The organism is Cellulomonas sp. (genome assembly GCF_017744555.1).
GTDB lineage: Bacteria > Actinomycetota > Actinomycetes > Actinomycetales > Cellulomonadaceae > Cellulomonas.
The window spans coordinates 1-24,739 of sequence record NZ_JAGIBD010000036.1 but is presented as its reverse complement, the minus strand read 5'-3'; the positions used below and the strand labels follow the sequence as shown (position 1 = coordinate 24,739).

At 75.0% G+C, this 24,739-nt stretch carries 30 protein-coding genes; 5 read left to right on the top strand and 25 right to left on the bottom strand.

All coding sequences use genetic code 11. The features are described 5' to 3' along the window. Positions 1–54 precede the first annotated feature (54 nt). Together J7523_RS17480 and J7523_RS17475 are read right to left on the bottom strand one after the other, a co-directional pair. On the bottom strand, positions 55–567 hold the full coding sequence (locus J7523_RS17480) for a GNAT family N-acetyltransferase (RefSeq protein WP_291889545.1): 513 nt from the start codon (positions 565–567) through the stop codon (positions 55–57). A gap of 119 nt (positions 568–686) precedes the next feature. Continuing rightward, positions 687–1,100, bottom strand: a complete 414-nt coding sequence (locus J7523_RS17475) for a VOC family protein (protein WP_291889543.1) — start codon at positions 1,098–1,100, stop codon at positions 687–689. A 61-nt stretch (positions 1,101–1,161) separates the two neighbouring features. On the opposite strand from J7523_RS17475, the gene J7523_RS17470 reads away from it, so the two are divergent. The 3 genes from J7523_RS17470 (at position 1,162) to J7523_RS17460 (ending at position 5,090) form a co-directional block, all read left to right on the top strand. After that, complete coding sequence (locus J7523_RS17470) at positions 1,162–2,106, top strand: WYL domain-containing protein (RefSeq protein WP_291889540.1); 945 nt, start codon at positions 1,162–1,164, stop codon at positions 2,104–2,106. Between the two features lie 45 nt (positions 2,107–2,151). Then, the gene (locus J7523_RS17465; protein WP_291889536.1) at positions 2,152–2,853 is read left to right on the top strand and encodes an alpha/beta hydrolase; all 702 of its coding nucleotides are present in this window, start codon (positions 2,152–2,154) and stop codon (positions 2,851–2,853) included. Between the two features lie 227 nt (positions 2,854–3,080). Further along, positions 3,081–5,090 carry a threonine/serine exporter family protein gene (locus J7523_RS17460; RefSeq protein WP_291889533.1) on the top strand — a complete coding sequence of 670 codons (2,010 nt, stop codon included), beginning with the start codon at positions 3,081–3,083 and terminating at the stop codon, positions 5,088–5,090. Between the two features lie 109 nt (positions 5,091–5,199). Here the strand turns inward: J7523_RS17460 and J7523_RS17455 are convergent, their stop codons facing one another. The 5 genes from J7523_RS17455 to J7523_RS17435 form a co-directional block, all read right to left on the bottom strand. Further along, positions 5,200–5,682 (bottom strand): GNAT family N-acetyltransferase, encoded by a 483-nt coding sequence (locus J7523_RS17455; RefSeq protein WP_291889530.1) that lies wholly within the window; start codon positions 5,680–5,682, stop codon positions 5,200–5,202. 17 nt (positions 5,683–5,699) lie between these two features. Continuing rightward, positions 5,700–6,467 (bottom strand): metallophosphoesterase family protein, encoded by a 768-nt coding sequence (locus tag J7523_RS17450; protein ID WP_291889528.1) that lies wholly within the window; start codon positions 6,465–6,467, stop codon positions 5,700–5,702. Between the two features lie 2 nt (positions 6,468–6,469). Further along, positions 6,470–7,117, bottom strand: a complete 648-nt coding sequence (locus tag J7523_RS17445; RefSeq protein WP_291889525.1) for a hypothetical protein — start codon at positions 7,115–7,117, stop codon at positions 6,470–6,472. A 125-nt stretch (positions 7,118–7,242) separates the two neighbouring features. Continuing rightward, complete coding sequence (locus J7523_RS17440; protein ID WP_291889522.1) at positions 7,243–8,106, bottom strand: DUF2510 domain-containing protein; 864 nt, start codon at positions 8,104–8,106, stop codon at positions 7,243–7,245. A gap of 118 nt (positions 8,107–8,224) precedes the next feature. Beyond that, positions 8,225–8,737 carry a hypothetical protein gene (locus tag J7523_RS17435; RefSeq protein ID WP_291889518.1) on the bottom strand — a complete coding sequence of 171 codons (513 nt, stop codon included), beginning with the start codon at positions 8,735–8,737 and terminating at the stop codon, positions 8,225–8,227. Between the two features lie 137 nt (positions 8,738–8,874). On the opposite strand from J7523_RS17435, the gene J7523_RS17430 reads away from it, so the two are divergent. Continuing rightward, positions 8,875–10,653, top strand: coding sequence for a lipase family protein (locus J7523_RS17430; RefSeq protein WP_291889516.1), 1,779 nt, complete (start codon positions 8,875–8,877; stop codon positions 10,651–10,653). Positions 10,654–10,710: 57 nt separating this feature from the next. Here the strand turns inward: J7523_RS17430 and J7523_RS17425 are convergent, their stop codons facing one another. The 6 genes from J7523_RS17425 to J7523_RS17400 form a co-directional block, all read right to left on the bottom strand. Continuing rightward, a complete protein-coding gene (locus J7523_RS17425) occupies positions 10,711–11,346 on the bottom strand; it encodes a fasciclin domain-containing protein (RefSeq protein WP_291889514.1) in 636 nt (211 codons plus the stop codon). 107 nt (positions 11,347–11,453) lie between these two features. Further along, positions 11,454–12,254: an anti-sigma factor gene (locus tag J7523_RS17420; RefSeq protein WP_291889511.1), complete on the bottom strand. Its 801-nt coding sequence runs from the start codon at positions 12,252–12,254 to the stop codon at positions 11,454–11,456. Continuing rightward, a complete protein-coding gene (locus J7523_RS17415; RefSeq protein WP_291889509.1) occupies positions 12,241–12,834 on the bottom strand; it encodes a sigma-70 family RNA polymerase sigma factor in 594 nt (197 codons plus the stop codon). Before J7523_RS17415 ends, J7523_RS17420 begins: the two co-directional genes overlap by 14 nt. 59 nt (positions 12,835–12,893) lie before the next feature. Continuing rightward, positions 12,894–13,586, bottom strand: a complete 693-nt coding sequence (locus J7523_RS17410; protein ID WP_291889507.1) for a class F sortase — start codon at positions 13,584–13,586, stop codon at positions 12,894–12,896. Continuing rightward, complete coding sequence (locus J7523_RS17405) at positions 13,583–14,419, bottom strand: DUF4397 domain-containing protein (protein ID WP_291889504.1); 837 nt, start codon at positions 14,417–14,419, stop codon at positions 13,583–13,585. Before J7523_RS17405 ends, J7523_RS17410 begins: the two co-directional genes overlap by 4 nt. Before the next feature lie 93 nt (positions 14,420–14,512). Next, complete coding sequence (locus J7523_RS17400; protein ID WP_291889501.1) at positions 14,513–14,911, bottom strand: MerR family transcriptional regulator; 399 nt, start codon at positions 14,909–14,911, stop codon at positions 14,513–14,515. 48 nt (positions 14,912–14,959) lie between these two features. On the opposite strand from J7523_RS17400, the gene J7523_RS17395 reads away from it, so the two are divergent. Next, entirely contained in the window at positions 14,960–16,213 is a 1,254-nt protein-coding gene (locus J7523_RS17395; RefSeq protein WP_291889498.1) for an MFS transporter, read from the top strand. 20 nt (positions 16,214–16,233) lie between these two features. Here J7523_RS17395 and J7523_RS17390 read toward each other — a convergent pair whose 3' ends face one another. The 12 genes from J7523_RS17390 to J7523_RS17335 form a co-directional block, all read right to left on the bottom strand. Continuing rightward, complete coding sequence (locus J7523_RS17390; RefSeq protein WP_291889496.1) at positions 16,234–17,637, bottom strand: hypothetical protein; 1,404 nt, start codon at positions 17,635–17,637, stop codon at positions 16,234–16,236. Beyond that, complete coding sequence (locus J7523_RS17385; protein WP_291889493.1) at positions 17,634–18,176, bottom strand: sigma-70 family RNA polymerase sigma factor; 543 nt, start codon at positions 18,174–18,176, stop codon at positions 17,634–17,636. The genes J7523_RS17390 and J7523_RS17385 overlap by 4 nt, the downstream gene beginning before the upstream one ends. 222 nt (positions 18,177–18,398) lie before the next feature. After that, positions 18,399–18,662, bottom strand: a complete 264-nt coding sequence (locus tag J7523_RS17380) for a hypothetical protein (RefSeq protein ID WP_291889491.1) — start codon at positions 18,660–18,662, stop codon at positions 18,399–18,401. A gap of 90 nt (positions 18,663–18,752) precedes the next feature. Further along, positions 18,753–19,982, bottom strand: coding sequence for a sigma-70 family RNA polymerase sigma factor (locus J7523_RS17375; RefSeq protein ID WP_291889489.1), 1,230 nt, complete (start codon positions 19,980–19,982; stop codon positions 18,753–18,755). After that, complete coding sequence (locus J7523_RS17370) at positions 19,952–20,395, bottom strand: YciI family protein (protein ID WP_291889487.1); 444 nt, start codon at positions 20,393–20,395, stop codon at positions 19,952–19,954. Before J7523_RS17370 ends, J7523_RS17375 begins: the two co-directional genes overlap by 31 nt. 58 nt (positions 20,396–20,453) lie before the next feature. Next, positions 20,454–20,918 carry a GNAT family N-acetyltransferase gene (locus J7523_RS17365; protein WP_291889484.1) on the bottom strand — a complete coding sequence of 155 codons (465 nt, stop codon included), beginning with the start codon at positions 20,916–20,918 and terminating at the stop codon, positions 20,454–20,456. 56 nt (positions 20,919–20,974) lie between these two features. Beyond that, positions 20,975–21,571: a hypothetical protein gene (locus J7523_RS17360; RefSeq protein WP_291889481.1), complete on the bottom strand. Its 597-nt coding sequence runs from the start codon at positions 21,569–21,571 to the stop codon at positions 20,975–20,977. Next, positions 21,568–22,071, bottom strand: a complete 504-nt coding sequence (locus tag J7523_RS17355; RefSeq protein ID WP_291889478.1) for a hypothetical protein — start codon at positions 22,069–22,071, stop codon at positions 21,568–21,570. The genes J7523_RS17360 and J7523_RS17355 overlap by 4 nt, the downstream gene beginning before the upstream one ends. After that, complete coding sequence (locus J7523_RS17350; RefSeq protein ID WP_291889475.1) at positions 22,068–22,652, bottom strand: hypothetical protein; 585 nt, start codon at positions 22,650–22,652, stop codon at positions 22,068–22,070. The genes J7523_RS17355 and J7523_RS17350 overlap by 4 nt, the downstream gene beginning before the upstream one ends. A gap of 14 nt (positions 22,653–22,666) precedes the next feature. Beyond that, entirely contained in the window at positions 22,667–24,175 is a 1,509-nt protein-coding gene (locus tag J7523_RS17345) for a putative T7SS-secreted protein (protein WP_291889473.1), read from the bottom strand. Next, positions 24,172–24,462, bottom strand: coding sequence for a hypothetical protein (locus J7523_RS17340; protein WP_291889471.1), 291 nt, complete (start codon positions 24,460–24,462; stop codon positions 24,172–24,174). Before J7523_RS17340 ends, J7523_RS17345 begins: the two co-directional genes overlap by 4 nt. Continuing rightward, complete coding sequence (locus tag J7523_RS17335) at positions 24,455–24,580, bottom strand: hypothetical protein (RefSeq protein ID WP_291889468.1); 126 nt, start codon at positions 24,578–24,580, stop codon at positions 24,455–24,457. The genes J7523_RS17340 and J7523_RS17335 overlap by 8 nt, the downstream gene beginning before the upstream one ends. Positions 24,581–24,739 lie beyond the last annotated feature (159 nt).

Below are 24,739 nucleotides of genomic sequence, written 5' to 3'. Positions count from 1 at the left end.
GGGCGTGTCTGCTCACGCTCGGCCCAGCCGAGGCGCACGCGACCACGCAGACCGCTACGTCGTCGACGTGAACCGGGTGCCCATCACGATGCGCTCGGCCGCGTGGCTGGACGTCGCGTGGCCGACGGGGGTCATGCCGATCTTCTCCGCGACTCGGCGCGAGGCGGTGTTCGAGGGATGGATGATCGCGACGACCTCGGGTGCGCCGAGCGTCTCCTGCGCGAAGTCGCGGCACGCCGCGGCCGCCTCGGTGGCGTACCCGCGGCCGTGCAGCTCGTGACGGACGTGATACCCGACCTCGAGCCTGGGCACGTCGTCGACCGTCTGCCACGTCAGTCCGCAGTCGCCGACGAACTCCCCCTCGTGGGTCTCGATGATCCACAGCCCATAGCCGTGCTCGGCATAGTTGCGCTGGTTCCACGCGATCCACGCGGCGGCTTGCGGCCTGGTCTTGGGAGCCGGGTAGTACGTCATGACCTCGGGGTCGCCCAGCAGTGCCGCCATCGCATCGAGATCGTGGTCGGTCATCTGACGGAACCGCAGGCGAGCGGTGGGACCGGGGAGCACCCGATGGAACGTACCGGCTCACCGCCGCAGCCGCGTGATCGGCGCCGCGGGGTCGGTGGTCGTCCTGTCGGCCCGACCGCGCCGATCCTCACCGTCGCCCCGCGCCGTCCGCCCTGCGCTCAGGCCGACGTGACCTCCAGCCAGTGCGGGTTCGTCATCACGCCGAGGACGTTGCCGAACGGGTCGACCACGGATGCGGTCGCGAACCCGTGGCCGCGCTCGCGGACCTGGTCGTGCACCGTGGCGCCCAGGGCGAGCAGGCGGTCGACCGTGCTCTGCAGGTCGTCGACGTGCCAGAAGACGATCGCGCCCGACGGGCCGCCCGACGCGGGCGCGAACCGGCGGTCGACGATGCCGAGCTCGTCCTCGTGGTCGCCGATCCGGAACTCGATGTAGCCGTCGAGCACGAAGTACGGCTCGATGCCGAAGACCTCCGTGTACCAGGCGCGGGCGGCAGCGAGGTCGTCGGCGAAGAACGAGACCGTCGCGAGGCCGCGGAACGTGTGGGTCGTGGTGTGCGTGGTGGTGTCCATGTCTCCACCCTCGACCGTGAAGTGCTCACCTTCTGAGCACTTCTGGTGGAACTCTTGAGGCATGCGCGCGGACCGGCTCGTCGCCACCCTCCTGTTCATGCAGCACCGCGGTCGCGTGACCGCCGCGGAGGTCGCGCGCGAGCTCGAGGTGTCCGTCGCGACGGCCCGACGCGACCTCGAGGCCCTGTCGACGGCCGGCGTCCCCGTCTACCCGCAGCCCGGACGTGGCGGCGGCTGGTCGCTCGTCGGCGGTGCCCGCACGGACCTCACCGGGCTGACGGCGTCCGAGGCTCAGGCGCTCTTCCTGCTGGTCGGGCCCGCCTCGGGGCGGTCGGCGGCGGCCACGTCCGCGCTGCGCAAGCTCGTCCGCGCGCTGCCCGAGACGTTCCGGGCCGACGCGGAGGCGGCGGGACGGGCCGTGGTGGTCGACGGTCTGGCGTGGGGTGCCGCGGCCCGGGCGCGGCCGCCGTGGGTCGACGAGCTGCAGGACGCGGTCGTCCGGCGCCGGCAGGTCGCGCTCACGTACGACGGGCGCGGCGGGGTGAGCGAGCGGGTCGTCGACCCGTGGGGCCTCGTCGACAAGGACGACGTCTGGTACCTCGTCGCCGGGACGCCCGCCGGGCGGCGCACGTTCCGGGTCGACCGGGTCCGGGCGATGACCGTCCTCGCGACGGCTGCCGCACGGCCCGACGACCTCGATGTCGCCGCCGTCTGGGAGCAGGTGGTCGACGAGCTGGAGGCGCGGCGGGGTCGCGTGTCCGCGACCGTCGCGGTGGTGGCGTCGCTCGTACGCGTGCTGCGGGACCGGCTCGGGCGGCACGCGGTCGTGCTCGGGGACGTCGACGACGGGCGGGTGCTCGTGCGGGTCTCGTCCCACACCGTGCGGTCCGTCGCCGAGCAGCTCGCGGGGTTCGGGGCCGCGGTCGAGGTGGTCGAGCCGGCCGAGGTGCGGGCCGAGCTCGCGGCGCTCGGGGCGGAGCTCGTGGCGCGGCACTCGGAGGGCTGACGACGCGGGCGCGGGCGTGTCGGTGGTCGGGCCTACCGTCGCGGGATGCGGATCATCCTGGTGCCCGGACTCTGGTTGGACGGCTCGTCGTGGGCGGACGTCGTCCCCGGCATCGAGGCGGCGGGGCACGTCGCCGAACCCGTGACACCGCCGGGCATGGAGTCGCTCGACGCGGACAGGTCGGGCATCGGGCTGCAGGACCACGTCGACGCGCTCGTCGCCCGGGTCGACGCCACCGACGGGCCCGTGGTGCTCGTCGGACACTCGGGCGGGGCGTCGGTGATCTCGGGTGCCGCCGACGCTCGGCCGGGGCGGGTCGCGCGCGCGGTCTACGTCGACGCAGGGCCCGCGGGGGACGGCACGATCGTCAACGACGAGTTCCCGGCCGAGAACGGCGAGATCCCGCTGCCCGACTGGGGTGCGTTCGAGGACTCCGACCTCGACGGCCTCGACGACGCGCTGCGCGCCAAGTTCCGCGCCATCGCGGTGCCGTCTCCCGAGCGGGCCGCGACCGACCCGCTGCACGTGCACGACGAGCGCCGGTACGACGTGCCGACCACCGTGATCGCGACATCGCTGCCGAGCGCGACGCTGCAGGAGCTCATGGCGGGCGGCCATCCGTACGTGCGCGAGCTGTCCCGGATGAAGGACTACGAGATCGTCGACCTCCCGACCGGGCACTGGCCGCAGCTCACGCGGCCCGCGGACCTCGCGGCGGCGATCGTCGCGGCCGTCGACCGGACGTAGGCGGACCGGCGGACTCGTCACTCGTCACTCGTCACTCGTCACCCGTCGACCGCACGTAGCGCCGCGCTCACGCCGCCCGTCGACCGCGGCAGCGGCCGTGTCACGTGGGCGGGAGCTGACGTGGGCGCCGGGCGATGCTCCGCCGCGAGCGGACCGCCGTTCGCCGGTAGCGTCCGATGGGCCGGCGCGCACCGGGTCCGGCGGGGTCGGGTGGCCGGGAGGCAGTCGTGACGTGGTCCACGGGCGGGGTGCCCTCTGGTGTGCTCGGCGGGGCGCCCGACGGCGTGCTCGGCGGGGTGCCCGGCGGGGTGCGCGGCGGGGCGCCCGACGGCGTCCTCGGCGAGGTGCTCGGCGCGCAGGTGGTGCCCACGCCGGGCACGACCGCCGACGTCGCGGCCCCGACCACCGAGCCCACGCAGCCGACCGTCGAGCCGACGCCGACCACGACCGAGGCGCCGGAGACGCCGACCCCGGAGCCGACCGACGCGGTCGTCCCCACCCAGTCGGCCACGGCACCCGAGCCCGTGCCGACCCCGGAGGAGTCGGCCTCCGCACCCGCCCCGACCCAGCCGTCGCCGACCTCCACGTCGGTCGACGTGCCGTGGACCACCGACCCGGCCGTGCAGTCGTCGCAGATCCCGCTCGGCGCGATCGTCCTCGCCGTCCTGGTGCTGGTCGGAGCGGCGGTCGCGCTGGCGCTCGCGGTCCGGCGGGCCCGCGCCGCCCGAGCGGCGACGGGGATGGAAGGGGTGCGCGAACCGCCGGCGCTGACGACGGCGATCGGGGTGCTCGACGCCGACACCCGGCCGACCACGGTCCTGTCGCGGTCGTCGTCGGACGCGCCGACCGCCGTCCTGCCGGACCTCGCGGACGATCCGACCGTCGTGCTCCCGGGACTCGCGGACGACGAGACGGCCGTCCCGGGCGCGGGACCCGCCGGCGGAGGCGCGGGACCGCCCGGCGGCGCGCTGACCGATGCCGCGACCGGCGTGCCCGAGCACGACCCCGCGATCGACACGGTCCGCTTCCTGCTGGTGCTGGGCGAGGCGATGGTCGACTCGAGCGCGCCCGTCGTGCAGGTGACGCAGACGCTCGAGCGGGTCGGCGCGATCAACGGCGCCCCCGACGCCGAGGTCGTCGCGCTGCCGACCGCGTTGCTCGTGTCGGTCCCGGGCCGGACGGCCACGCAGACCGCCGCGTCGACGGCCGGCTGGCGCCAGCTCCGCCTGCACCAGGTGCAGGACGTGCTCGCCGTCGCGGACCTTGCGGAGGCCGGGGCGATCGGACCTGTCGAGGGCACCGCCCGCATCCGGGAGGCCGTCAGCGCGCCCCCGCCGTACGACGCCCGCGTCCGGGTCCTCGGGTACGTCGCCGTGTGCACGGGGCTCGCGATGATCCTCGGCGGCGGCCTGCTCGACGCGGTCGTCGCGGCCGTGCTCGGTGCGGCGATCGCGGGAATCCAGCTCGCCGCCGCCCGGATGCCCGCCGCGTACCAGGCGCTCGTCGTGCTGACCTGTGCGTTCGTCGTGTCGGTCGCGGTGTTCCTGCTCGCACGGACCGGGCTCGACATCGGGCTGCTCGCGCCGCTCGTCGCGCCGCTCGTCACGTTCCTGCCGGGCGCGCTGCTCACCACCGCGGCGATCGACCTGGCGACGCGGCAGATGATCGCCGGGTCCGCGCGGCTCGCGGCCGGCGGGATGCAGCTCGTGCTGCTCGCGCTCGGCATCACGGGCGCCGCCGCGCTCGTCGGGGTCCCGGCGACGGAGCTGACGGCGGGGCAGGAGCCGGTGCTCGGGTGGTTCGGTCCGTGGCTCGGGGTGCTCGTGTTCGGCGTCGGGGTCGTGTTCCACCACTGCGCGCGCAAACCGGCGCTGCCGTGGATCGTCCTCGTGCTCGTCGTCGCCTACGCGGGGCAGGTGCTCGGCGGGCTGTTCTTCGGCGGGGTGTTCTCCGCGTTCGTCGGGGCGCTGCTCATGACGCCCGTCGCGATGTTCGCCGCGACCCGACCGACCGGGCCGCCGACGCTCGTCGGGTTCCTGCCCGGGTTCTGGCTGCTCGTCCCCGGGGCGCTCGGGCTGGTGGGGGTCACGTCGATCCTCGGCGAGAGCGCCGACGCCCTGTCCACGGTCGTGACGGCGGGCATCACGATGGTGGCGATCTCCCTCGGCGTCCTCGCGGGCATCGCCCTGGGCTCGGCGATCGGCCGCCCCGGTGGGCCGGGGTTGGCCAAGTTCTAGCGGCCGAGTTCGTCACTTCCGGTCGACTTCGTGGGTTGCAGCTGCCGAAGTCGGCTGGAACCCACGAACTCGGCGGGAGGAGGGGGGAGAGGGGGAGAGGGGGAGGGGGTCAGAGCTCGCGGAGCATCGTGTCCGAGCCGCCGTTGCGGCCGACCACCACGAACCCGTGCCGCACGTACAGTGCGCGGGCGGCGGTGTTGCCGTCCTCGACGCTCAGGCTCACGGCCGACCGGCCGAGCTCGCGGGCCCGGTCGAGGAGGCCGGCCAGGAGCGCCGACCCGACGCCCCGCCCCCGCGCGCCCGGGAGCACGGCCATCGTCAGCTCGGGCACGTCGTCGGCCACCCACCCGTACCCGGGCGACGTGGCGGGCAGCGGCCGGGCCCAGATCGCACCGAGCACCGTGCCGTCGTCGTCGACGGCCACCAGCCCCACGTCGTCGGGCCGCTTCCAGCCGCCCAGGTAGCGGACCGTGTGCGGGTCGGTGGTGAGCCACTCGCGCGTGAACCGCGGCTCGCCGGTCCAGTTGTAGGCCTCCAGCAGCACGTCGAGCAGGAGGTCGCGGTCGTCCTCGGTCGCGTCTCGCAGGTGCATCCGCCCACCGTAGGGCGTCAGACGAGCAGCCCTCGCGACGCGTGCAGCCCGCGGTACACGGCGGTACGCAGCTCGACGGCGTACGCCTCCAGCTCGGGCATCCCCAGCTCGCGTGCGACCGCGATCTCGGCCTCGATGTCGTACGGCACGCGGACCACCTGGTACCCGAACACGTCGTCGCGGGTCCCGTCCGGCACGCCCTCGAGGACCACGTACGAGGCGGTGGGCTCGTCGAGCGGGTTGCCGACGCTGCCGACGTTGAGCAGGGTCCGGCCGTCGCGCACCTCGACGTACGTGTCGTGGATGTCGCCGTACGCCACGACGTCCGGGGCCGGCCCGTCGCCGGTGAGCGGCGTCGCGGCGAACATGCCGTCGAACTCGTCGTCGGTGTGCCGGAAGTGCACGCGCGTGTAGACGCTCGTCGCGGACGCGTGCAGGAGCCGGATCCGTCGCCCGCTGAGCGTGAGGTCGTGCACGAGCGGGAGCGCCTGCGCCCACCGGCGGTCGTCGTCGGTGAGCTCGGCGTTCCACCACCGCAGGCCGGCGCTCGGGTCGTCGGGTGCGACGTCGGGCAGGAAGTCCTCCCAGTTGCCGCGGACCGTCACGGCGCACCGCGCACGCGTCAGGGCCACGGCCGCGGACCCCCGCGGTCCCTTGCCGATCACGTCACCGAGGTTGAGGACGGTCGTGATGCCGCGGGCGTCGACGTCGCGCAGCACAGCCTCGAAGGCCGTGAGGTTGCCGTGCACGTCGGACAGCAGGGCGATGCGCTCCACGCCGGCCATCCTCACACCCCGGCCGGGACGGCGGCGGTGCTGCCGGTCGCGCCGACCACCGCGGGCGAGCGCCAGACGAGCCACACGTACACACCGTCGAGCACCGCGCACAGGAGGCCGATGCCCAGGACGAACACGGACCCCTCCATCGCGCCGAACAGCACCGTCGGCGCGGCCGTGCCGACGAGCTTCGCGACGGCGATCGTCCGCGACTGCCCCCGCAGCCCGCGCCGCGCGACGAACATCGCGATGAACAGCCCGGACATCAGCAGGTTCTGCAGGAACGCCGAGTACCGGGACGCGTCGTGCGCGCCGAACTCCTCGAGGAACAGCAGCTGCACCGCGAACGCCGTCACGAACAGCAGCACGCTCCACCCGACGAACAGGCCGCGCGTGACGAACCCCGGCAGCTCCGAGCGGCCGAACCGGAAGAACGTCACGACGATCACCACGTCGGCGAGCGCCCACGTCGCGTTGACGAACGTCTGCACGTCGACGTCCGACAGGCTCTGGACGGTGTAGACGACCTCCCACGCGAAGTTCAGCGCGAGCGCCGCGACCGGGATCGCGTACGTCCGCTGGCGGAACCCGATGCGGATGGCCGCGACGTACACGATCGTCCAGGCCACGCCGCTGACGAGGGTGAGGAACAGGTCCATCGCGCTCCCGTGCGCCAGGGGTGGGTGAGGCCGAGCGCCAGTCTTCCGGGAGCGCGGGCCCGCCCGCCACCCCTCGTCCGCGGGTCAGACCGCCGTGGGCCGGCCCACCCCCGTCCGAGGCGTCGTCAGGCCTGCCGGGACCCTCGGCCGCGCAGCCCGCGCCACAGCAGCCAGCCGCCCGTGCCGAGCGCGGCGGCCCGCAGGACGACCTGCACCGCCGACACGACGGTGATGACGAGCCCGACGGCCACGAAGGCCCACGGGACGAACCGCAGGCCCATCGGCGTCGGCATGTTCGCGTGCCGGGGGTTCGCGGGGTCGTACTGGACGGTGACGACCGACCCGCGCGACTTGCCGCACAGCGAGCTCGACCCGTAGCCGGACCCGGTCGTGTACGTCCGGCCGTCGACCTGGTACTCGAGCACGAGCGAGCACGAGCGCGAGTCGCTCGACGTGGACTCACGCACCTCGACAACCGTGCCGGTGGTCCGGACCGCGCCGTCGATGTCGCCCGACGACACGAACAGCGCGCCGACGAGCGCGATGCCGGCGAACAGCAGGCCGAAGACGACGCCCTTGAGCGCGCCGCCCATGCCGGGACGCGCGTTGCCGGGACCGTCCAGGCCGAGCAGGCCCTCGGCGACGAGCGCCCCGCCCGCGGCCGTGTCGACGCCGCGCTGGTGCGCGCGGTAGAAGTCCTGGCCACCGCCGAGCAGGTTCTGGTCGTGCGGGCGCGCGTCCGACGTCTGCGTCGCCGGGGTGGTGAGCGTCGTGAGGATCGAGCCCCACGTGCCGCCGATGACCTCGCCCGTCGGGGTCCGGAAGCCCTGCGGCGCGGCGGCCGGAACGGTCGGGGTCGTCGGCGCGTCGACGACCGGCGGCGCGTACGCCTGGGTGTGCGCGGTCCACGCGGTGCCGTCCCAGAAGCGCTGCTGAGGTGCGCCGGACGGGTCCGGGTAGAAGCCGGCGGGAGGCGAGGGTTGCGTCACGCAGCGCACCGTAGGGGCAGGCAGACGCCACCGACAGGGCTCGTCGGGTGGACGTCGGGCGGGCCCGTCCGGTCCGTCCTGGTGCGGGCGGATCGCCACGCGCCCGCCGCGGGTGAAGTCAGTGCTGCACGATCTTCAGCAGGATGACGACGAGCCCGAACCCGCCCGCGACGGCCGTCTCACCGACGAGCTTCCAGCCGCGAGCGCCAGCCTTGCCCGCCGCGACCGCCGCGGAGCCCATCAGCAGCACCACGGTGAACAGCAGGGCCCGGATCGCCGCCGTCGACACGTCCTCGCCGAACAGCCGGACGACGACGAACGCCAGCAACGGGGCCGCGCTGCCGTACAGCACGCCGAGGTTGTTCTGCAGGGCGTGCCGCAGGCGGTGGCCCGTGCTGTGGTCCTTGTCCTCGAACCGGCCGCCGATGGCCTCGGCGTACACGTGCGCGAGCCAGTAGGTCACTGCGACGACCGCCGTCGAGAGGACCACGGACTCGCCGGTCTCGACGTGAGCGCTCGTCACCGCCAGGACCGCACCGGACACGACCGCGCCGTACAGGACCTCCGCGGGGCCCTTCGAGCGCATGAACGCGTCGAACCGGTGGACGTGCTTGCGGTGCCGGTGGAACATCGGCCGCTCCCGGGGCGAGGGGTGGGTCGGGCCCATCGTGGCACGTCCGAGGCCCGCGGGTCCGGCCCGCCGTGTGCCCGACGGGCGCCGACGACACAATGGCCCCGACGACGACGGCGCGGGCGGGGCGGTGACGCGTGGCGGGGACCTCGGAGACGACGTCCGCGCTCGTGCGCCTGCGCGACGCCCGGATGCAGTGGTGGGTCCGCCTCCTCGTCGGGCTCGCGCTCGTCGCCGTCGGCGTGCTGCTCGTGCTGCACCTGACGGCGTCCGTCGCAGTGCTGTCGGTGCTCGTCGGCATTGGGCTGCTGCTCGTCGCCGCGGACCGGGCGGTGTGGTCGTTCCGGTCTTCGGTCCCGGGGCTGGAGCGGGTGCTCGCCGCGCTGCTGCTCGTGCTCGCGGTCGTGTCGCTCGTGTGGCAGGGGACGACGGTCCCGTTCCTCGCCGTCACGCTGGCCGTCGCGGCGTTCGTCGTCGGCGGGACGTCCGTGGTCGGCGGGCTGGTCGGCACGCGGGAGCGGCGCGCCGCGGCCGTGCTGCTCGGGCTCGCGCAGGTGGTCGTCGGGCTGCTCGTGCTGCTGTGGCCGCGGCTGTCCGTGTTCCTCGTCGGCCTCGCGCTCGGGGCGTGGCTCGTGCTGCTCGGCGTCCGGGACGTGCTGGTGGGTGTCGCTCAGCTGCTGGGCCGGCGGCGCACCCGCGACGACGACCGGCCCCGGCGTCCCCGGCGCGACCTGCTCGTCGCCGTCGTGGCCCTGGTCGTCGCGTCGCTCGTGCTCGGCGTCAGCGCGTGGCTGCGGGCCGGCGACCCACGGCTCGTGCCCGACGCGTTCTACTCGCCGCCGCGCGAGGTTCCGGCCGAGCCGGGCAGCCTCATCCGCAGCGAGCCGTTCACGCACGGCGTCCGGGACGGGCAGCAGGGCTGGCGGATCCTCTACACGACCACGGGTGCGCACGACGAGCCCGCCGTCGCGAGCGCGCTCGTGCTCGCCCCCGCCGAGCGGACCGGCGAGCCGCTGCCCGTCCTGTCGGTCGCGCACGGCACCACCGGGATCGTGCCCGGCTGCGCGCCGTCCCTGCTCGACGACCCGTTCGCGTCCGGCCTCGAGCACACGATGTCGAGCATGGTCGACGACGGCTGGGCGGGCGTCATGACGGACTACGAAGGCCTCGGCACCGCGGGTCCGCACCCGTATCTCGTCGGCACCGCCGCGGCGTACGGCGTGCTCGACGCCGTCCGGGCGGCCCGCGCGCTCGACGGACTGGCCCTGAGCGACGAGACCGTCGTGTGGGGACACTCGCAGGGCGGCGGTGCCGCGCTGTGGACGGGGATCGTCGCACCCGAGTACGCACCCGACGTGCACGTGCTCGGCGTCGGAGCCGCGGCGCCCGCCGCCGACCTGGCCGCGCTCGCGGCGGGCGTGAAGAACACCGCCGCAGGCCGGGTGGTGAGCTCCTACCTCGCGCAGTCGTGGAGCGACGTCTACGACCTCGACCTGTCGTCGCTCGTCACGCCCGGCCACGTCCCGGCGGTCCGGCGGGTCGCGGACCGGTGCCTGTGGGGGCGGGACGCGCTCGCGAACGTGCTGTTCAGCACTCAGCTCAACGGGCCGGTGATCCGGCCGTCCGCGCTCGAGGGCGAGACGGGGCGGCTGCTCGCGGAGAACTCCCCGCACGGCCGGAGCCTGGCGCCCGTGCTCGTCGGGCAGGGGGAGGCCGACTCGCTCGTGCTGCCCGGGCCGCAGGACGAGTTCGTCGCGCACTGGTGCAGCACGGGCCAGGCCGTCGACTACCGGACGTACCCGGGGCTCGACCACGTGCCGATCGTCGACGAGGGCTCGGCGTTCGTGCCGGAGCTCGTCGCGTGGACGCAGGACCGGATGTCCGGGCGGCCGCCCACGCCCACGTGCGGCGGTTAGCCGCCGCCCGACGCCGCTGGTCGACGCCGGGCGACGGAGCCGCCACGGATGGAGTCCTCAGAGATCGGCGGGGCGCAGCACCAGGGCGATGCCGTGCGCGATCTGCGGGTTGCCCGCGTTGAGGTCCAGCTTCGAGCGCACCAGGACCGGGTCGAGGTCGTTGCGGTCCTGGTCCTTGAGCTGGACCAGCGGGAGCCACCGCGACCAGACCTTCACCCGGATCGTGCCGCCCTGGGCGGTCGTGAGCGTCGCACCGTCCGACGCGACCGCCGTGCGGGAGTCGATCGTCGCGCCCGGGACCACGTGGTAGAGCAGCACCTGCTCGACGGCGTCGATGCCGACCGCGCCGGCGATCGCCGTGAGGACCTGCTCCTCGGTCCCGTACCAGCGGTGCGTCAGGTCGTGCGCGAGCACCTGGAACGCCCGGTCGTTCGGCAGGAACGCGGTGAGCGGCACGGTGCCGTCCGCGAGCACCGCGACGGGGCTCGTCGGCTTCGCGGCGAGCACCGCGGCCACGGCCTGGTCGACGATGTCGAAGTCGTACCAGTTGCGGTCGAACGTGTCGCCGTCCGCGGCGAGCACGCTCGCGAGGGACGTCGGGGCCGCGGCGCTCGCCGCCGGTGCCAGCGCGAGGCCGGCGCCGGCCACGAGGCCGGCAGCGCAGACTGCGGAGATGGTGCGTCGGATGGTCATCGTCGACTCCTGCGTCGTCGAGGACGGCCCGTCGCGGGCCGGACGCCCGGTGCGGGCGTCACTCTCTCTTCCGTCCCGACCGCCCGCGTGGATGCACCCGCGTGCGACTACGCGCGCAGCGGTCCGCGGACGATCGAGTCCCCGGAGTGCGCGGGGTTGCCGTCGAACTGCTCCTCCGACACGTCGACGACCGAGAACTCGTGCAGGTCGAGGCCGGCGGGCAGGTCGAACCGGCCCGACGAGCCCTCGAGCGTGCCCAGCGAGACCAGCCCGGACACGTCGGGGCGCAGCAGCCAGACCTCGCGGAAGCCCTGCGAGTCGACGTCGCCGTCGAGGTCCACGACGAGCACCCGCGAGCCGTCGCGGTGCTCCTCGACCTCGGCGGAACCGATCGCGTCCCAGCCGGGCAGCGGGTCGAGCGTGGCCGTCGCGACGACGTCCGTCGCGGGCGTGCGGTCGACGAGACCCCACGTGACCGCCGCGCCGACCAGGAGGCCGGCCGCAGCACCGGCGGCGACCCAGCCCCACCGACCGCGCCGGCGCGGGGCGAGCGGGACGACCTCGGCCCCAGGGCTGTCCGACGACCCGGCGCGCCGGGCGGGGGGTGTCGTGGCGGTGCTGGTCGTCGTGCTGGTCGCGGTCGCCGTGCCGGCCTTCGCGGTGCTCGTGGTGGGTCGCGCCTGCGCCCCGAGGCCGAGCTCGGCCGCCACGGCGTCCCAGACGTGCGGCGCGGGCGCCACGAGGTCGCCGGCGGACCGGGCCAGGTCCGTGACGTCGGCCAGGGCGTCGAGCTCGGCGGTGCACCGCGCGCAGGCCGCGACGTGCGCGCGGTCGTCCGCGGTGATGTCCTCCCCGAGGGCGAGGAGCGTCAGCGTCTCGTCGTCCACGTGCTCGTCACCGGAGCGCACCGTCCACCTCCCATCGGGTCCTCAGCCTGGCCAGGCTGCGCCGCAGGTGGCTCTTCACCGTACCGAGCGGCAGGTCCAGTCTGGTCGCGATCTGGTCGTGCGTGAGGTCGTCGTAGAACGCGAGCCGCAGGATCGTGCGCTGCGGGTCGCCGAGCCGCGCGAGCTCGTCCGCGACGAGCACGCGGTCGACGACGCGGTCGTCCGCGGCGCCGACGCTCTCGCGCACGGGCGGCACGGCCCCGGAGAGCCGGCGGTCGCGCGCGCGCCGCTCGTGCGCGTCGGCCACGGCGTGCCGGGTGATGCCGACGAGCCACGCGGGGAGCCGGGCGCGCGACGGGTCGAACCGGTGCCGGCTGCGCCACGCGTCGACGAACACCTGCTGGGTGACCTCCTCGGCCTCGGCGACCGTGCCGAGCGAGCGCAGCGCGATCGTGTGCACGAGGGCGGACCAGCGCTCGTACGCCTCCCGGACGGCCGCCTCGTCACCGGCGGCGAAGGCCAGCCCGAGCCGGTCGACGGCCTCGCGGTCCTCGTCCCGTGCCGCGGACGCGCGCACCGTGGGCTGCTCGCTCGCGCTCACCGGCGGGTCCTCACTGCTCGACCTCCAGGAGCGCGACGGGGCGACCAGGCTCGACATGATCATCCACGGGTCGGCTCGGCCGTGACGACCACGTTGTCGGCATAGTGCCCGATGTCGGCGAGCCACGCCCCTCCGCACGTGACGAGGACGAGCCTGGGCGCCCCGTCCCGGTCGAACCAGGCGCCCACCGGTGCGGTGTCCTTCGGGACCCGGGTGACGTCCACCACCGTGTACGCGAGCCGGGTCCCGCCGGACGCCGTCACCGTGACCGGGTCGCCCACGCCGACGCGACGCAGTCGCGCGAACGGACCGACGCCGCTCAGTCGCGAGTCGACGTGCGCCGCGACGAGCGTCGTGCCGGCCGCCGACAGCGGGCCGGGGCCGTACCGGTACCAGCCCGCGCGGTTCGCATCCGGGGGCAGGGCCATGCTGCCGTCGTCGGCGACGCCTTCCGGGTCGACCGGCATGTCGACGCCGACCGTCGGCACCTCGAGCCGGACCGGCGGGACGACCGGGGTCGCGGGCAGCGGCCGGCTCGCGTCGGTCACCGGCACGGCCGGGGCCCTCGGCGCGGCGGTGGGGCTCGGCGTGGCGACCGGGGTGCCCGGCTGCGTGGTCGAGCCCACCGTCGCGGTGGACGGCGCCGGCGGGGTGGCCGCCGGGCTGCACCCGGCGACCACCCCCGTGGCGAGTGCCAGCGCGGCGGCGACCGTCAGGGGTCGCCGCCCGCCGGCGCGGACCTGCGAGGTCACCGACGGGCGACCGCGAGCCGCCGCCGCGTCGCGACGAGCGCGAGCATGCCCGCGGCAGCGCCGACGGTCGTGGCCCACGCCCATCCGGGCACGCCCTGATCGGCCGCCGCCCCGGTCTCACCGGCGGCGACGCCGCTCGGGTCGCCGTGCATCCCGTCGATCACCTGGGTCGCGAGGGCCAGGGTCGACGGCGTGGCGGTGGCGTCGCCCCACGCGTAGAGGATCGTGTTCGCACCCTCCTTGACGTTGACGTCGGCCGGGCCCAGCAGCGCCGGCGACGTGGTCCCGGCCGCGACGACGCTCGCGCTGACGGTGCCCGCCGGCAGGTCGAGCACCTTCTCGTTCGGGTTGGTCAGCCCGCTGATCACCGGGCTGCCACCGGCGAGCACGTCCACCGCGGGCGCGGCGGCGACGTGCCGGACGGTGAGCCTGCCCTGGCCGGCCGCGAGCGTCGACATGTCGTTCGTGAAGAGCGTCGCCGTCGGCTTGGCGGACGCGTCGAGGTGCGCGACGGCCGTGTAGGACGCACCGGCCTCGAGCGGGAGGTCGACCGGTCCGATGGCGGGCGACGAGGCGTCGGCCGCGTCGGCCGCGGTGATCGCGACCGAGTACGTACCGGGCGCGAGGTCGAGCGGCCCGGCGAGCGAGCCGGGCGTGAAGTCGTCGAGGGTGCGCTCGCCGTTGACCCACACGTCGACCGTCAGACCGGGCACGCCGTGCAGCACGTACAGGGTGGCGGTCCCGGACGCGGCCTGGGCGGCCGGCGCGGCGAGGGCGAGGGAGGCGAGGGCGAGACCGGCGGCACCGGTCGCGGCGAGAAGTCGTGCACGCATGGCTTGTCCTTCCGTGCGGCCCGCCCGGACGGCGAGGCTCTCGACCTCTCTTCCGCGTGAGGGGCCCGCACGGATGCACCGGGTTCGGACGCGTCAGGCCGGGGCGGCGAGCCGGTCGTGCTCCAGGACGGCCGCGGCGTGCTCGGTGCGCTGCAGGTAGTCGAGCAGCGTGCGGCGGCTCTTCGTCAGGCACGCGATCCGCTCCTCGAGCCCGGTGAGCTCCTCGGCCAGCAGCTCGGCGACCTGGCGCGTGCACGACGGCGCGAGGTCCTCGGCGCGCACGTCCTCCAGGTCGAGCAGCACGCGGGCCAGCCGGGTCGGGACGCCGGCGCGGACCAGGCCGACGACCTGCTCGACGCGCGCGACGTCCTCCTCGTCGTACGTGCGGTAGGTGTTCGCGGTGCGGGCGGGGGCGATGAGGCCCTGCTCCTCGTAGTACCGCAGCAGGCGGGTGGAGACGCCTGTGCGGCGGGAGAGCTCACCGATCTTCATCGCGACCCCTTGACCTTGACAGTGATGTCAAAGTTTAGCGTCGCAGACATGGACGTCACCACCACCGGCACCCGCACCGGAACACCCTGGCCGAGCCTCGTCGTCCTCGGCGGGGCCACGTTCGTCATGGTCACGGGCGAGATGCTGCCCACCGCCGTGCTGCCGCAGATGAGCGCCGACCTCGGCGTCACGCAGGCGCGCACCGGGCTGCTCGTCTCCCTGTGGGCGGCGACCGTGGTCGTCGCGACGTTCCCGCTCGTCCGGCTCACCCGGCGGTGGGCCCGGCGGACCGTCGTCACCGGGGCGCTCGGCATGTTCGCGCTGGCCTCCGCGCTCACCGCGGTCGCGCCCGGCTACGAGGTCGCCGCCGCCGGACGGCTGCTCGGTGCCGCCGTCTGCGGGCTGCTCTGGGCCACCGTCAACGCGCACGTCGCCGACATCGTCCCGCCGCGGCTGCTCGCCACCGGCGTCGCGGTCGTGCTCGGCGGGGCGACGCTCGGGACGGTCGTGGGCGTGCCGCTCGCGAGCGTCGTCGCCCACGCGTGGGACTGGCGGGCCGCGTTCGCGGCGCTCGGCGTGCTCGGCGTCGTGGCGGCGCTGCTCGTGCGGGCCGTGGTCGTCGGAACCCCCGCCGGCGGTCCGACCGCCGGCGACTCGGGCGGGACCACCGGACAGCTGCGTCCCGTGCTCGTCGTCGCCGGGCTCGTCGGCCTCGTGCTCGTCGGGCACTTCGCCGCGTTCACGTTCGTGACCCGGCTCGCCGCCGACGCCGCGACCGTCCTGCCCGGCGGCATGAGCACCGCGCTGCTCGTGCTCGGCGGGGCGTCGGCCGTCGGGCTCGCGCTCGTCGGGCGCGTGGGGGAGCGGTGGACCGCGGCCGTGCTCGTCTCGGCGAGCGCGCTCGTCGGGGTCGCGCTGCTCGCGCTCGCCGCCGTCGGCGGACGGCCCGTCGCGGGGCTCGTCGTGGTCGTCGTCTGGGGTCTCGCGTCGGGTGCCCTGCCGCCGCTCGCGCAGACGCTGATCATGCGGGTGGCCGGTCCCGAGCACCGGGGGACCGCTGGGACCGTGATCCCGGTGGTGTTCAACGGCGGGATCGCCGTCGGGGCCGCGCTCGGCAGCGCGCTCGTCGCTTCGGGAGGTGCGGGGGCGCTGCCGGTGCCCGCCGCGCTCGTCGTCGGGGTCGCGGTGGTGGGGCTCGTCGTCGCCGCGCGGCGACCGCGAGACCGTGCGGTCGCCGGGCCACGGGCAGCGAGAGCGCCCCGTGCGCGCGCCGAGGTGTCGACGGCGCCGTGCCCCTCATGACGGGGCGACGGCGCGGGTCGTCACTCGCCGTAATCCGTCTGCGGTCCGACCGGCAGCACGTGCGGGAACGCGCCGAAGGACGTCATCTTCGCCGGTGCCCCTTCGACGACCCGTCTCGCCGTGCCCGTCAGCGGGTCGACGGACACGAGCGCGCTCACCACGGGACCGTGGAGGCTGTACGGCTGCTCCACCGTCAGGAGCCGCCCGTCCTGCACCGCCACGACGCGGATCTGCTGGGGCCCGCCCGCGCCGAGCGGCGTCGGCGTCGCGCCGCCCACGTCCCACCAGGCCGCCTCGGACTCGGTCGGCCCGAACGTCCCCGCCACGAGCCGGTCGCCGACCAGCCACACGCCGCCGAGCCGGGTCGCCTCCGGCATCGCCGGTACGGCCCGGGGCTGACCGCCGTCGACGGGGACGAGCCAGAACTCGGACGGCGCGCCGATCTGGAAGTCGTCCGCGGCACCGGTGGTGCACTCCTGGAGCACGTCGTCACCGACCCACGACCACGCACGGCAGGCGCCGGGCCGCCGCGGGTCGGGGAGCGGCAGCGGCGCGGCGCTGAGATCGTCGGTGCGGACCGCGCGGACGCCGGTGACGTCGTTGACGGCCGCGCGCGTCCCGGTGCCGTCCACCAGCAGCGCGGTCGCGCCTTCGTGCGTGGCGGGGCGGGGCATCGTGGCGAGGACCGTCCCGTCGGGAGCCGCGCGCACGATGTCCGACGCACGCACGAGGAGCAGGTCGTCCGTGCCGTCGTGCGCGAACCGTGCCTCCTCCACGTACGTCGGCGTCTGAGCGCCCCGCTCGAGCACGGGTCCGGCCTCGCCGGACAGCAGGTCGAGGACCCAGGTCTCCGACAGGGTGGTCGACTCGACGAGGACCGACGATGTCCCGGGCAGCCAGTCGAGCACGTACCAGCTGGCCGGGTCGGTCGCGCTCGGCACGACGAACACCCGGCCGTCCGGGTCGACGAGGTATACGCGCGCATGCTCCAGCACGGACTCGTCGGTGGCCCAGCTCTCGAACCGCACGAGGGTCCACCCCTCGTCCGACTCGGCGAGCATCCCCGGTGGCATCGGCGGTGCCGAGTCGAACGACGCGGGTGCGGCGTTCGTCGGCGTGGAGGTCGGGGTCGCGGTCGGCGTCGGCTCGACGGGGCTGGGCGACGGGGTCACCGACGATGTGGTGACCGGCGTCGGGGGCGGGACGGCCGGCTCGGGCCGTCGCACCGCCTGCACCCCGGCCGCGAGCCCTGCCACCGCCACGACCGCGACGAGGGCCGTGGCGCCCGCCCGGACCGTGCGGCGGCGCGTCACGCGCCGGGCGAGCATTGTCGACTCCCCGGTCGGATCTGGTGCGGACTCCACGGCGGCGCGTCGCTCCGACTCGGCGAAGCCGCGGAGGGCCACGGACAGGTCGTCGGTCATGATCGGCTCCTCCCGAGGTGCACGTCGACCGAGCTGTGGCCTGGATCGGCAGGGTCCACCCCCAGCGTGGTGCGCAGCTTGCGCGTCCCGTCGGCGAGGTACCGCTTGGTGGCGCCCTCGCTGATCTGCAGGGCCGCGGCGACGTCCGCGACCGGCAGGTCGTCGAAGTACCGCAGGACCACGCACGCGCGCTCGCGCGGAGTGAGCAGGGCGAGGGCCGCACCCACGTCCGCGGACGCCGTCGCGGCGTCGTCCGCGGGCGGGACGGGTCCGCCCGGGTCGAGGAGGTGCGCCTTCTCCTGCCGCGTCCGCCGGCGTCGTGCCTGGTCCAGGTAGACGGTGCGGATCGCCTGCCGGACGTAGCCCTCGGCGGCGTGGGGGTCGGTCACGACGCGGGGCCGCGCGAACGTCCGCACCAGCGCCTCGTGCACCAGGTCCTCGGCGTCACGCCGGTCGACGACGAACAGGCACGCGTACGCCACGAGCGCCGAGCGGCGGTCCCGGACCATCTGGTCCAGCACCGTTCTCCAGTGCGCCACGTGGCGTCCTCCTCGTCGTCCTCACAGCCGTCGACACCACAACGCGTGACGCCCGCGGAACGTTGGGGTGCGCTCGGAACGTACTGCGGCGCCGGCCCGGGGAAGGTGAGGCGGGAGGTGTCGGCCGTGGTGGTGGCGGACACCCCCCCACGAGCACCGACGCGTCAGGGACGCGCGATGTGCCGCCGCGGACGAGTAGTGCGGCGGCTCGCCGGGGCCGGATCAGGCGTCGAGACGGCCCCGGCGCGGTCGTGGGACGGACGCGGTCGCGCCGAGGAGCTGCTCGAGCTCCCGCGCGCACCGCGCGAGCACCGTGCCGGCGAGGATGAGCAGGAGCGTCATGCCGATCACGACGGCGTGCACGACGAACCCGTCGAGCAGCAGCCCGACCGCGATGCACGGCATGACCAGCGTGAGCGCGAAGAACGACCACATCCACTGCCGGTCGCGCAGCGTCTCGAGCTCGGTGCGCAACGAGACCGCCACGGTCGCCTCCTGATCCCCGGTCCAGACGTTCCGATGTGACGGTACGTCGGGATCCTGTGGATCTGTGGGGACGTTCGTCCCCGCCGCAGGTCAGCCCAGCGCCGACGCGCGCAGCCGGGCCGCCCGCGCGACGAGGTGCTCCCGCTCGGGGACGCTCGTCGCCCCGGCGATGGCGGCGCCGTAGTGCGCGAGCGCCTCGGGGACGTCGCCGGCCATCTCGTGCAGGTGCGCACGGACGGCGTCGACGCGGTGGCCCGGCAGGTCGACGCCGTCGAGCACAGCGAGCCCGGCCCGGGGGCCCTCGGCCATCGCGGTCGCGACCGCGCGGTTCACCGTGACGACCGGGTTGCCCGTGACCTTCTCCAGCAGCCCGTACAGCGCGACGATCTGCGGCCAGTCGGTGTCGCGCGCGTGGGCGGCGTGGTCGTGCAGCGACGCGATGGCCGCCTGCAGCCGGTACTCGCCGACGACGCCGTGACCGCTCGACTCGTCGAGCAGCGCGGTGCCCTCGGCGATGAGCGCGTGGTCCCAGCGCGAGCGGTCCTGGTCGGGGAGCGGCACGAGCGCCCCCGTGGCGTCGGTGCGTGCCGGACGACGCGCGTCGTCGAGCAGCATGAGCGCGAGCAGGGCGGTCGTCTCGGAGTCGTCGGGCCGTGACGCGTGCAGGGTCCGGATGAGGCGGATCGCCTCGTCGGACAGCTCGGTGCGGTGCAGGGTCGGGCCGCCCGTCGCGGCGTAGCCCTCGTTGAACATCAGGTAGAGCACGTGCCGGACGCTGCGGAGCCGGGCCGGGAGCTCGTCGGGCGTGGGCAGCGCGAACCGCTCGCCGGCGACAATGCGCTTCGCGCGGCTGATGCGCTGCGCCATCGTCGGCTCGGGCACCAGGAACGCGCGCGCCACCTCCGCCGTCGTGAGGCCACCCACCGCGCGGAGCGTGAGCGCGATCGCGGACGCCGGGGTGAGCGACGGGTGGCAGCACAGCAGCAGGACGACGAGCGTGTCGTCCTCGTCCTGTGCTTCCCTCGCCGGCTCGGCCGCGACCAGCCGCTCACGGGACTCCCGGGCCTGGTCGCTGCGCCAGGCGTCGATCATCCGGCGGGTCGCCGTCTGCGTCAGCCAGCCTCGGGGGTTGACGGGGACGCCGTCCCGGGACCAGTGGGTCGCCGCCGCGAGCAGCGCCTCCTGCACCGCGTCCTCGGCGGTCGAGAAGTCCCCGAACCGCCGGGCGAGCGTGCCGAGGACCTGCGGCGCGAGCTCACGCAGCAGGCCCTCGACCTCGGGCGGGACGTTCAGCGCACCCCGTCCGCCTGCTCCAGCCACGTCTCCATCTCCGTCACGTCCGACGGCGAGCCGTCCAGCACCTGACGCACGTGGATCGGCTGCTGCGTCGCCCGGCCGCCCGGACCGGGCACGGCCGACAGCTTCGCGGCGATCTCGAGCGCCCGCGCCTCCGACTCCACGTCGACCACCTGGAAGCCGGCGATCCACTCCTTGAACTCCTGGAACGGCCCGTCCGTCACCACGGGCGCCCCGATCCCGTCCGACGTCACGATCTTCGCGACGTCCGGGCCGGCCAGCACCTCCGACTGGACCACCTCGCCGCTCGCGAGCAGCTCGCGCCGGAGCGCCGCGTAGTAGTCGAGGTGCGCCGTGATCTCCTCCGGCGCCCACTCCTCCATGGGCGTGTCCACCACGCCGGGCTGGAAGTTCACCGTGAGCAGGTACCTGGTCATCGTCGTGCCTCCTTGTCGCCGACCCCGCGTGGGTCTCTCACCCCGAGAACGGAGCCGGTCACGCCTTCTCGACATCGTGGCCGACCGGGGCGGCATAGTGCAGGTTCTCGTCGTCCAGCACGAAGCCTTCGGACGCGTACAGGGTCTGCCCGACGACGTTGGTCCGCTCGGTCTCCAGGGCGACGTAGCCGGCGCCGGCCCTGGCGGCTTCCTGCTTCGCCGCCCGGACGAGCGCGCGGCCGGCGCCCGTACCGCGGGTCCGCGGGTCGACGAACAGGTCGTTGAGCACCCAAGCCGGGGCCAGGCTCAGCGACGACCACGTGCGGTAGCACTGCGCGAGGCCGACGAGCGCGCCGTCGTGCTCGGCGACCAGGACGACGCCGTCGGTCGCCCCGAGCCGCTCCGCGAGGAACCGGCGGACCGCGTCCGTGGGGTGCTCGCGGCGGTAGAAGCGCAGGTAGCCGGTGAACAGGGCGGTGACGGCGTCGAGGTCGGACGGGGTCGCGCGGCGCACGGTGGTCATGGCGGACATCGTGCCGTCGCCGGGCGGTAGCCGGTGCGTGGTTCCGTCGGCGTCCGTCAGGAGTCGGCCGGGCCCACCGACGCGGCGACGGTGTCGAACAGCTCCAGCAGCGCGTCGCGCAGCTCGACGAGCGGGCTGGAGAACGCGAGCTGCACGAGCGTCTCCACGCCCTCGACGGCCAACCAGTACTCGACGACGAGCACCTGCCGCGGCTCGTCGGTGAGGTCGTCAGGAGCGGCGCGGCGGCTCACCCGGCGCACCACGCGCGCGCTGGGTCCGTCGGCGGCCTCGACCGCGTCGAACCCCGGCTGCTCGGCGAGCGACGTCTCGAGCTCTGCGAGGTCCCCGTGGCCGAGGCCGTCGAGCCGGTACAGCGTGAGCGTCGCGGGGACCGGGACACCTGCGGCGCGCATGAACGAGACCGCGAAGATCCGGCCGCCCGCCGCGGCGGCGTCGTCCGCGACCGTCGCGAGCCGACCGCGCAGGTCCGCGCGGAGCGACGCGTGCACGTCGGCACGGCCCACCTGCTCGTCGACGAGGCGTGCCACCGCCGCGCGTCGGGCGTCCGGCTCGGCGAGCGGGACCGTCCACCAGCTCGCGGGCAGCAGCACGCCGACGTCGTCGACGCGCGGGCGCCGGGCGTCGGGGGTCATGCCGCACGCTCCAGCGGGGTCGCGTTCTCCCACACCGTGGAACCGCAGCGGATCGTGTACTCGTCGTCGAACGTGCCGACCAGGCAGGTGCCGGACGAGCCGTCACGGAGGGTCAGAGACACCTCGGCGTACTCATCCGGGTTCACCGGCAGGTGGAACGTCTCCCTGATCGTGACGCCATAGCGGTCGCGAAGCTCCTCGGCGGCGGCAGCCTGTGCGGCATCCTCCGCCCGGCGGAACGCTTCGTCGTCGTGCTGCTGCTGCCGCTCCGTGCGCCGGGTCGAGAACGCGAGCCCCGCCACCGGGAGGGCGAGCAGCGCCAACGACGCCACGAACGCCACGACGAGGCGCCGACGCCCTCCGGCGACGAGCCGCCCGGCGTTGAGCACGACGAGCACGAAGGTCACAGCACCCAGGATCGCGACGGCGACCAGCACGTTCGTCAGCATCGACGGACCGGCCGGTCCGGGCACCACGAGGTCCGGGACGTGCAGCGTCACGCCACCTCGCCCAGCACGACGGCAAGCGTCTGCACCGCCTGCCACGCGTCGATCGCGAGGGCGTCGACCATGGCCGGCGTGCGCGTCGTGAACGTGACCTGCAGCGCCTCGCTCGCACCCGGCGGGATCAGGGTCCAGATCGACTGGCAGACGACGATCCCGTCGGACTTGTCGGCCCACTGCCACTCGCGCACCGCGGTGGGGCCGGCGGGCAGGTCCGCGACGGACGCCGAGTACGAGAACGTCTTGAGCCCGCGCCGCTTGGGCGCCTGCTGCACCGAGGCCGCGAAGGTCTCGACAGGCTCCGGACCCTCCGGGACGCCGACGAGGATCTCCGCGACGACGGTGCCGAGCGGCTGGCCGCTCGCACGGTCCGGGACCCACAGGCCGGCCGTCAGCACCGGGCCGTCGGGGAGGCCGGCGTCGAGCTCGCGCACGGCCCGGGCCACGGCGGCGCGGCCGTCGTCCGAGTCCGCGAGCAGGTCCGCGACCCGGCCGGCGTGCACCGCGCCCTCGTGCGGGGGCCAGCTCGCCCACGTCGTCGGCAAGCTCATCGACCAGTCGACGATCTGCGTACCCACTGCGCTCCTCGGACTCACTGCGGCAGGTGCAGCCGCTCGGCGGGCGTCGGCCCCCAGAACGACGAGACCCACTGGAAGGGCTCGACGATCGGCGCAGTGTAGTCACCGGACACGCCCTCGACCGTGGCCTGCGTGCCGAACGTGACGTCGTACGCGCCGTACGCGACCGACGCGACCGACCCGAGCTGGAAGCGCGACGCGACGGCCAGCGCATGGCTCGTCGTCGCCGACGCCGCGGCGAACTCCGGCGCGATCTGCGCGTTCGCGACGATCGCCCGCGTGAGCCCGAGGTCGGCCTGCGACGCGGCGAACAGCGCCCGCGGGTTGGTCCCGGCCGTGCTGAACGCCTCGCCGATCAGCGCGTTCGCGGCGGTTCGGGCGCCGGGGTTCGTCGCATAGCGCCAGCCCGCCGCGATGTCCTGACCGATCGCGACCGGGTTCAGCGCGGCCTTCGCGCTCGCGGACAACGTCGGACCGACGCGACCCTCGGCGGCCAGCCCGCGGGCGGCGGTGCGCGTGAGGGCCCCCGCCTCCTGGCCGACCACCTGGCTCATCGCGTGCACGCCGTTGCCGGTGAGCGGCACGCCCGGCGGCCGGAACCGCGGGGCGCGCGCGAGCGCCTGCCCGGCCGCGAGCCGCGCCGTGCCCTGCGCACCGCGGGTCGTCGCCTTGGCGAGCGTGCCGAGCACCCGGCCGGCACCGAAGGACGCGATGCCGACGACGTCCCACGCGACGTCCGCCCAGGACCCCTCGCCGTTGGCGAGCAGGGCGATGTCGGCGATGAGCTTCACGGCCGTCGCGATGAGTGCGACGGCGGCGAGCGCCTGACCCAGGACGGGGACCCAGCACAGGACCAAGGAGAGGATCCCCGCGACGGCCGCGACCGCGCCGGCGATCTCCGAGACCGCGTGGGCCAGCTTGGAGCCCCAGTTCTCCCAGGCGCCGTCGTTCAGCTTGTCGGCGTCCGTCGTGGCTCGGATCGCGTCGGCGGCGCGCTGTGCGGCCGTGTCCCGGTCGAGGACCGCCCGGTCCAGGTCGGCACGCGCGGCGGCCAGGCGGGCGTCCGCGTCATGCAGCTGCTCACGGGCGCGGTCGAGCTGGCGGGTGCGCGTCGCGACGTCGTCCGGTTCCGCGTCGTCCAGCGCGACCCGCGACGTCCGCACCGCGCTCTGTGCCGAGTCGATCGCGTGCTGTGCGCTCTGGGCCGCGACGAGCGCGTCGGCCGAGTCGGCCTGCGCGGTGCTCAGCGCGGATGCGTACGTTTGGAGGGCGGACCCGACGTCGCGGTAGCGGTCGTGCGCGCGACGGACCGACGACGCGACCTCCGTCGCCTTGTCGCGGACCGCCGAGACGGCCTCCGACGACGTCCTGCCGAGGTCGGCGATCTGCTCCAGGCGGTGCGCGGCGGTGCGGATCGCCTCCGCGACGTCCGCGTAGCGCTCGGCGGCGCGCTGCACCGCGGCCGGGTCGCCCGGCACGGGGTCGGACGACGCGAGCGGGTACCAGGACAGGGCGCGGGTCACGACTCGCCCCGCAGGGCCTTGGCGAACTCGCGGTCGAGGTCCTCGAACCCGTCGCCGATGCCCGTGCACGCGTCCGCGAGGCCCGCGATCGAGTCGACCATCTTGGCGCGGCGGTCGTCCCAGCCGTGCGCGAAGTGCTTGATGGCGTCCGAGAGACCCGCGTGGCCGACGTGCGACGCGACGTCGTCGCTGTGCGCGTTGGCGCGGTCGAACTCCGCCGCGACCGTGCGCAGCGACGTCCCGGCCTCGCGCAGCGCGGCCGTGTCCACCTTCAGCACGTCACCCACGCGCGTCCTCCTCGTCGTCCTTCGTCGCCTGCTCGCGCTTGCTCGGCTGCTCGCGCTTACTCGGCTGCGCGCGCTTGCTCGGCTGCTCGCGCTTGCTCGGCTGCTTGTGGTCGCTCACCAGCTCGTGGTCACTCGCCTGCTCGCGGCGCCGGGCCGCCCGGCGGGGGGCGGCCCGGTCACGTCGTGCGGGTGGGCGTCCTGCGCGCTGCGTCGAGCGCGTACGTCAGCCGCGCAGGCCGGAGGCGAGCTGGGTGTCGGCGTCCTCGAGGGTGGTGGC

Coding starts and splice junctions, on each gene's coding strand:
- J7523_RS17475 (WP_291889543.1), bottom strand. CDS start 1,100: ATGGACACCACCACGCACACCACGACCCACACGTTCCGCGGCCTCGCG.
- J7523_RS17470 (WP_291889540.1), top strand. CDS start 1,162: ATGCGCGCGGACCGGCTCGTCGCCACCCTCCTGTTCATGCAGCACCGC.
- J7523_RS17465 (WP_291889536.1), top strand. CDS start 2,152: ATGCGGATCATCCTGGTGCCCGGACTCTGGTTGGACGGCTCGTCGTGG.
- J7523_RS17455 (WP_291889530.1), bottom strand. CDS start 5,682: ATGCACCTGCGAGACGCGACCGAGGACGACCGCGACCTCCTGCTCGAC.
- J7523_RS17450 (WP_291889528.1), bottom strand. CDS start 6,467: ATGGCCGGCGTGGAGCGCATCGCCCTGCTGTCCGACGTGCACGGCAAC.
- J7523_RS17445 (WP_291889525.1), bottom strand. CDS start 7,117: ATGGACCTGTTCCTCACCCTCGTCAGCGGCGTGGCCTGGACGATCGTG.
- J7523_RS17435 (WP_291889518.1), bottom strand. CDS start 8,737: ATGTTCCACCGGCACCGCAAGCACGTCCACCGGTTCGACGCGTTCATG.
- J7523_RS17425 (WP_291889514.1), bottom strand. CDS start 11,346: ATGACCATCCGACGCACCATCTCCGCAGTCTGCGCTGCCGGCCTCGTG.
- J7523_RS17405 (WP_291889504.1), bottom strand. CDS start 14,419: ATGCGTGCACGACTTCTCGCCGCGACCGGTGCCGCCGGTCTCGCCCTC.
- J7523_RS17400 (WP_291889501.1), bottom strand. CDS start 14,911: ATGAAGATCGGTGAGCTCTCCCGCCGCACAGGCGTCTCCACCCGCCTG.
- J7523_RS17395 (WP_291889498.1), top strand. CDS start 14,960: ATGGACGTCACCACCACCGGCACCCGCACCGGAACACCCTGGCCGAGC.
- J7523_RS17390 (WP_291889496.1), bottom strand. CDS start 17,637: ATGACCGACGACCTGTCCGTGGCCCTCCGCGGCTTCGCCGAGTCGGAG.
- J7523_RS17370 (WP_291889487.1), bottom strand. CDS start 20,395: ATGACCAGGTACCTGCTCACGGTGAACTTCCAGCCCGGCGTGGTGGAC.
- J7523_RS17365 (WP_291889484.1), bottom strand. CDS start 20,918: ATGACCACCGTGCGCCGCGCGACCCCGTCCGACCTCGACGCCGTCACC.
- J7523_RS17360 (WP_291889481.1), bottom strand. CDS start 21,571: ATGACCCCCGACGCCCGGCGCCCGCGCGTCGACGACGTCGGCGTGCTG.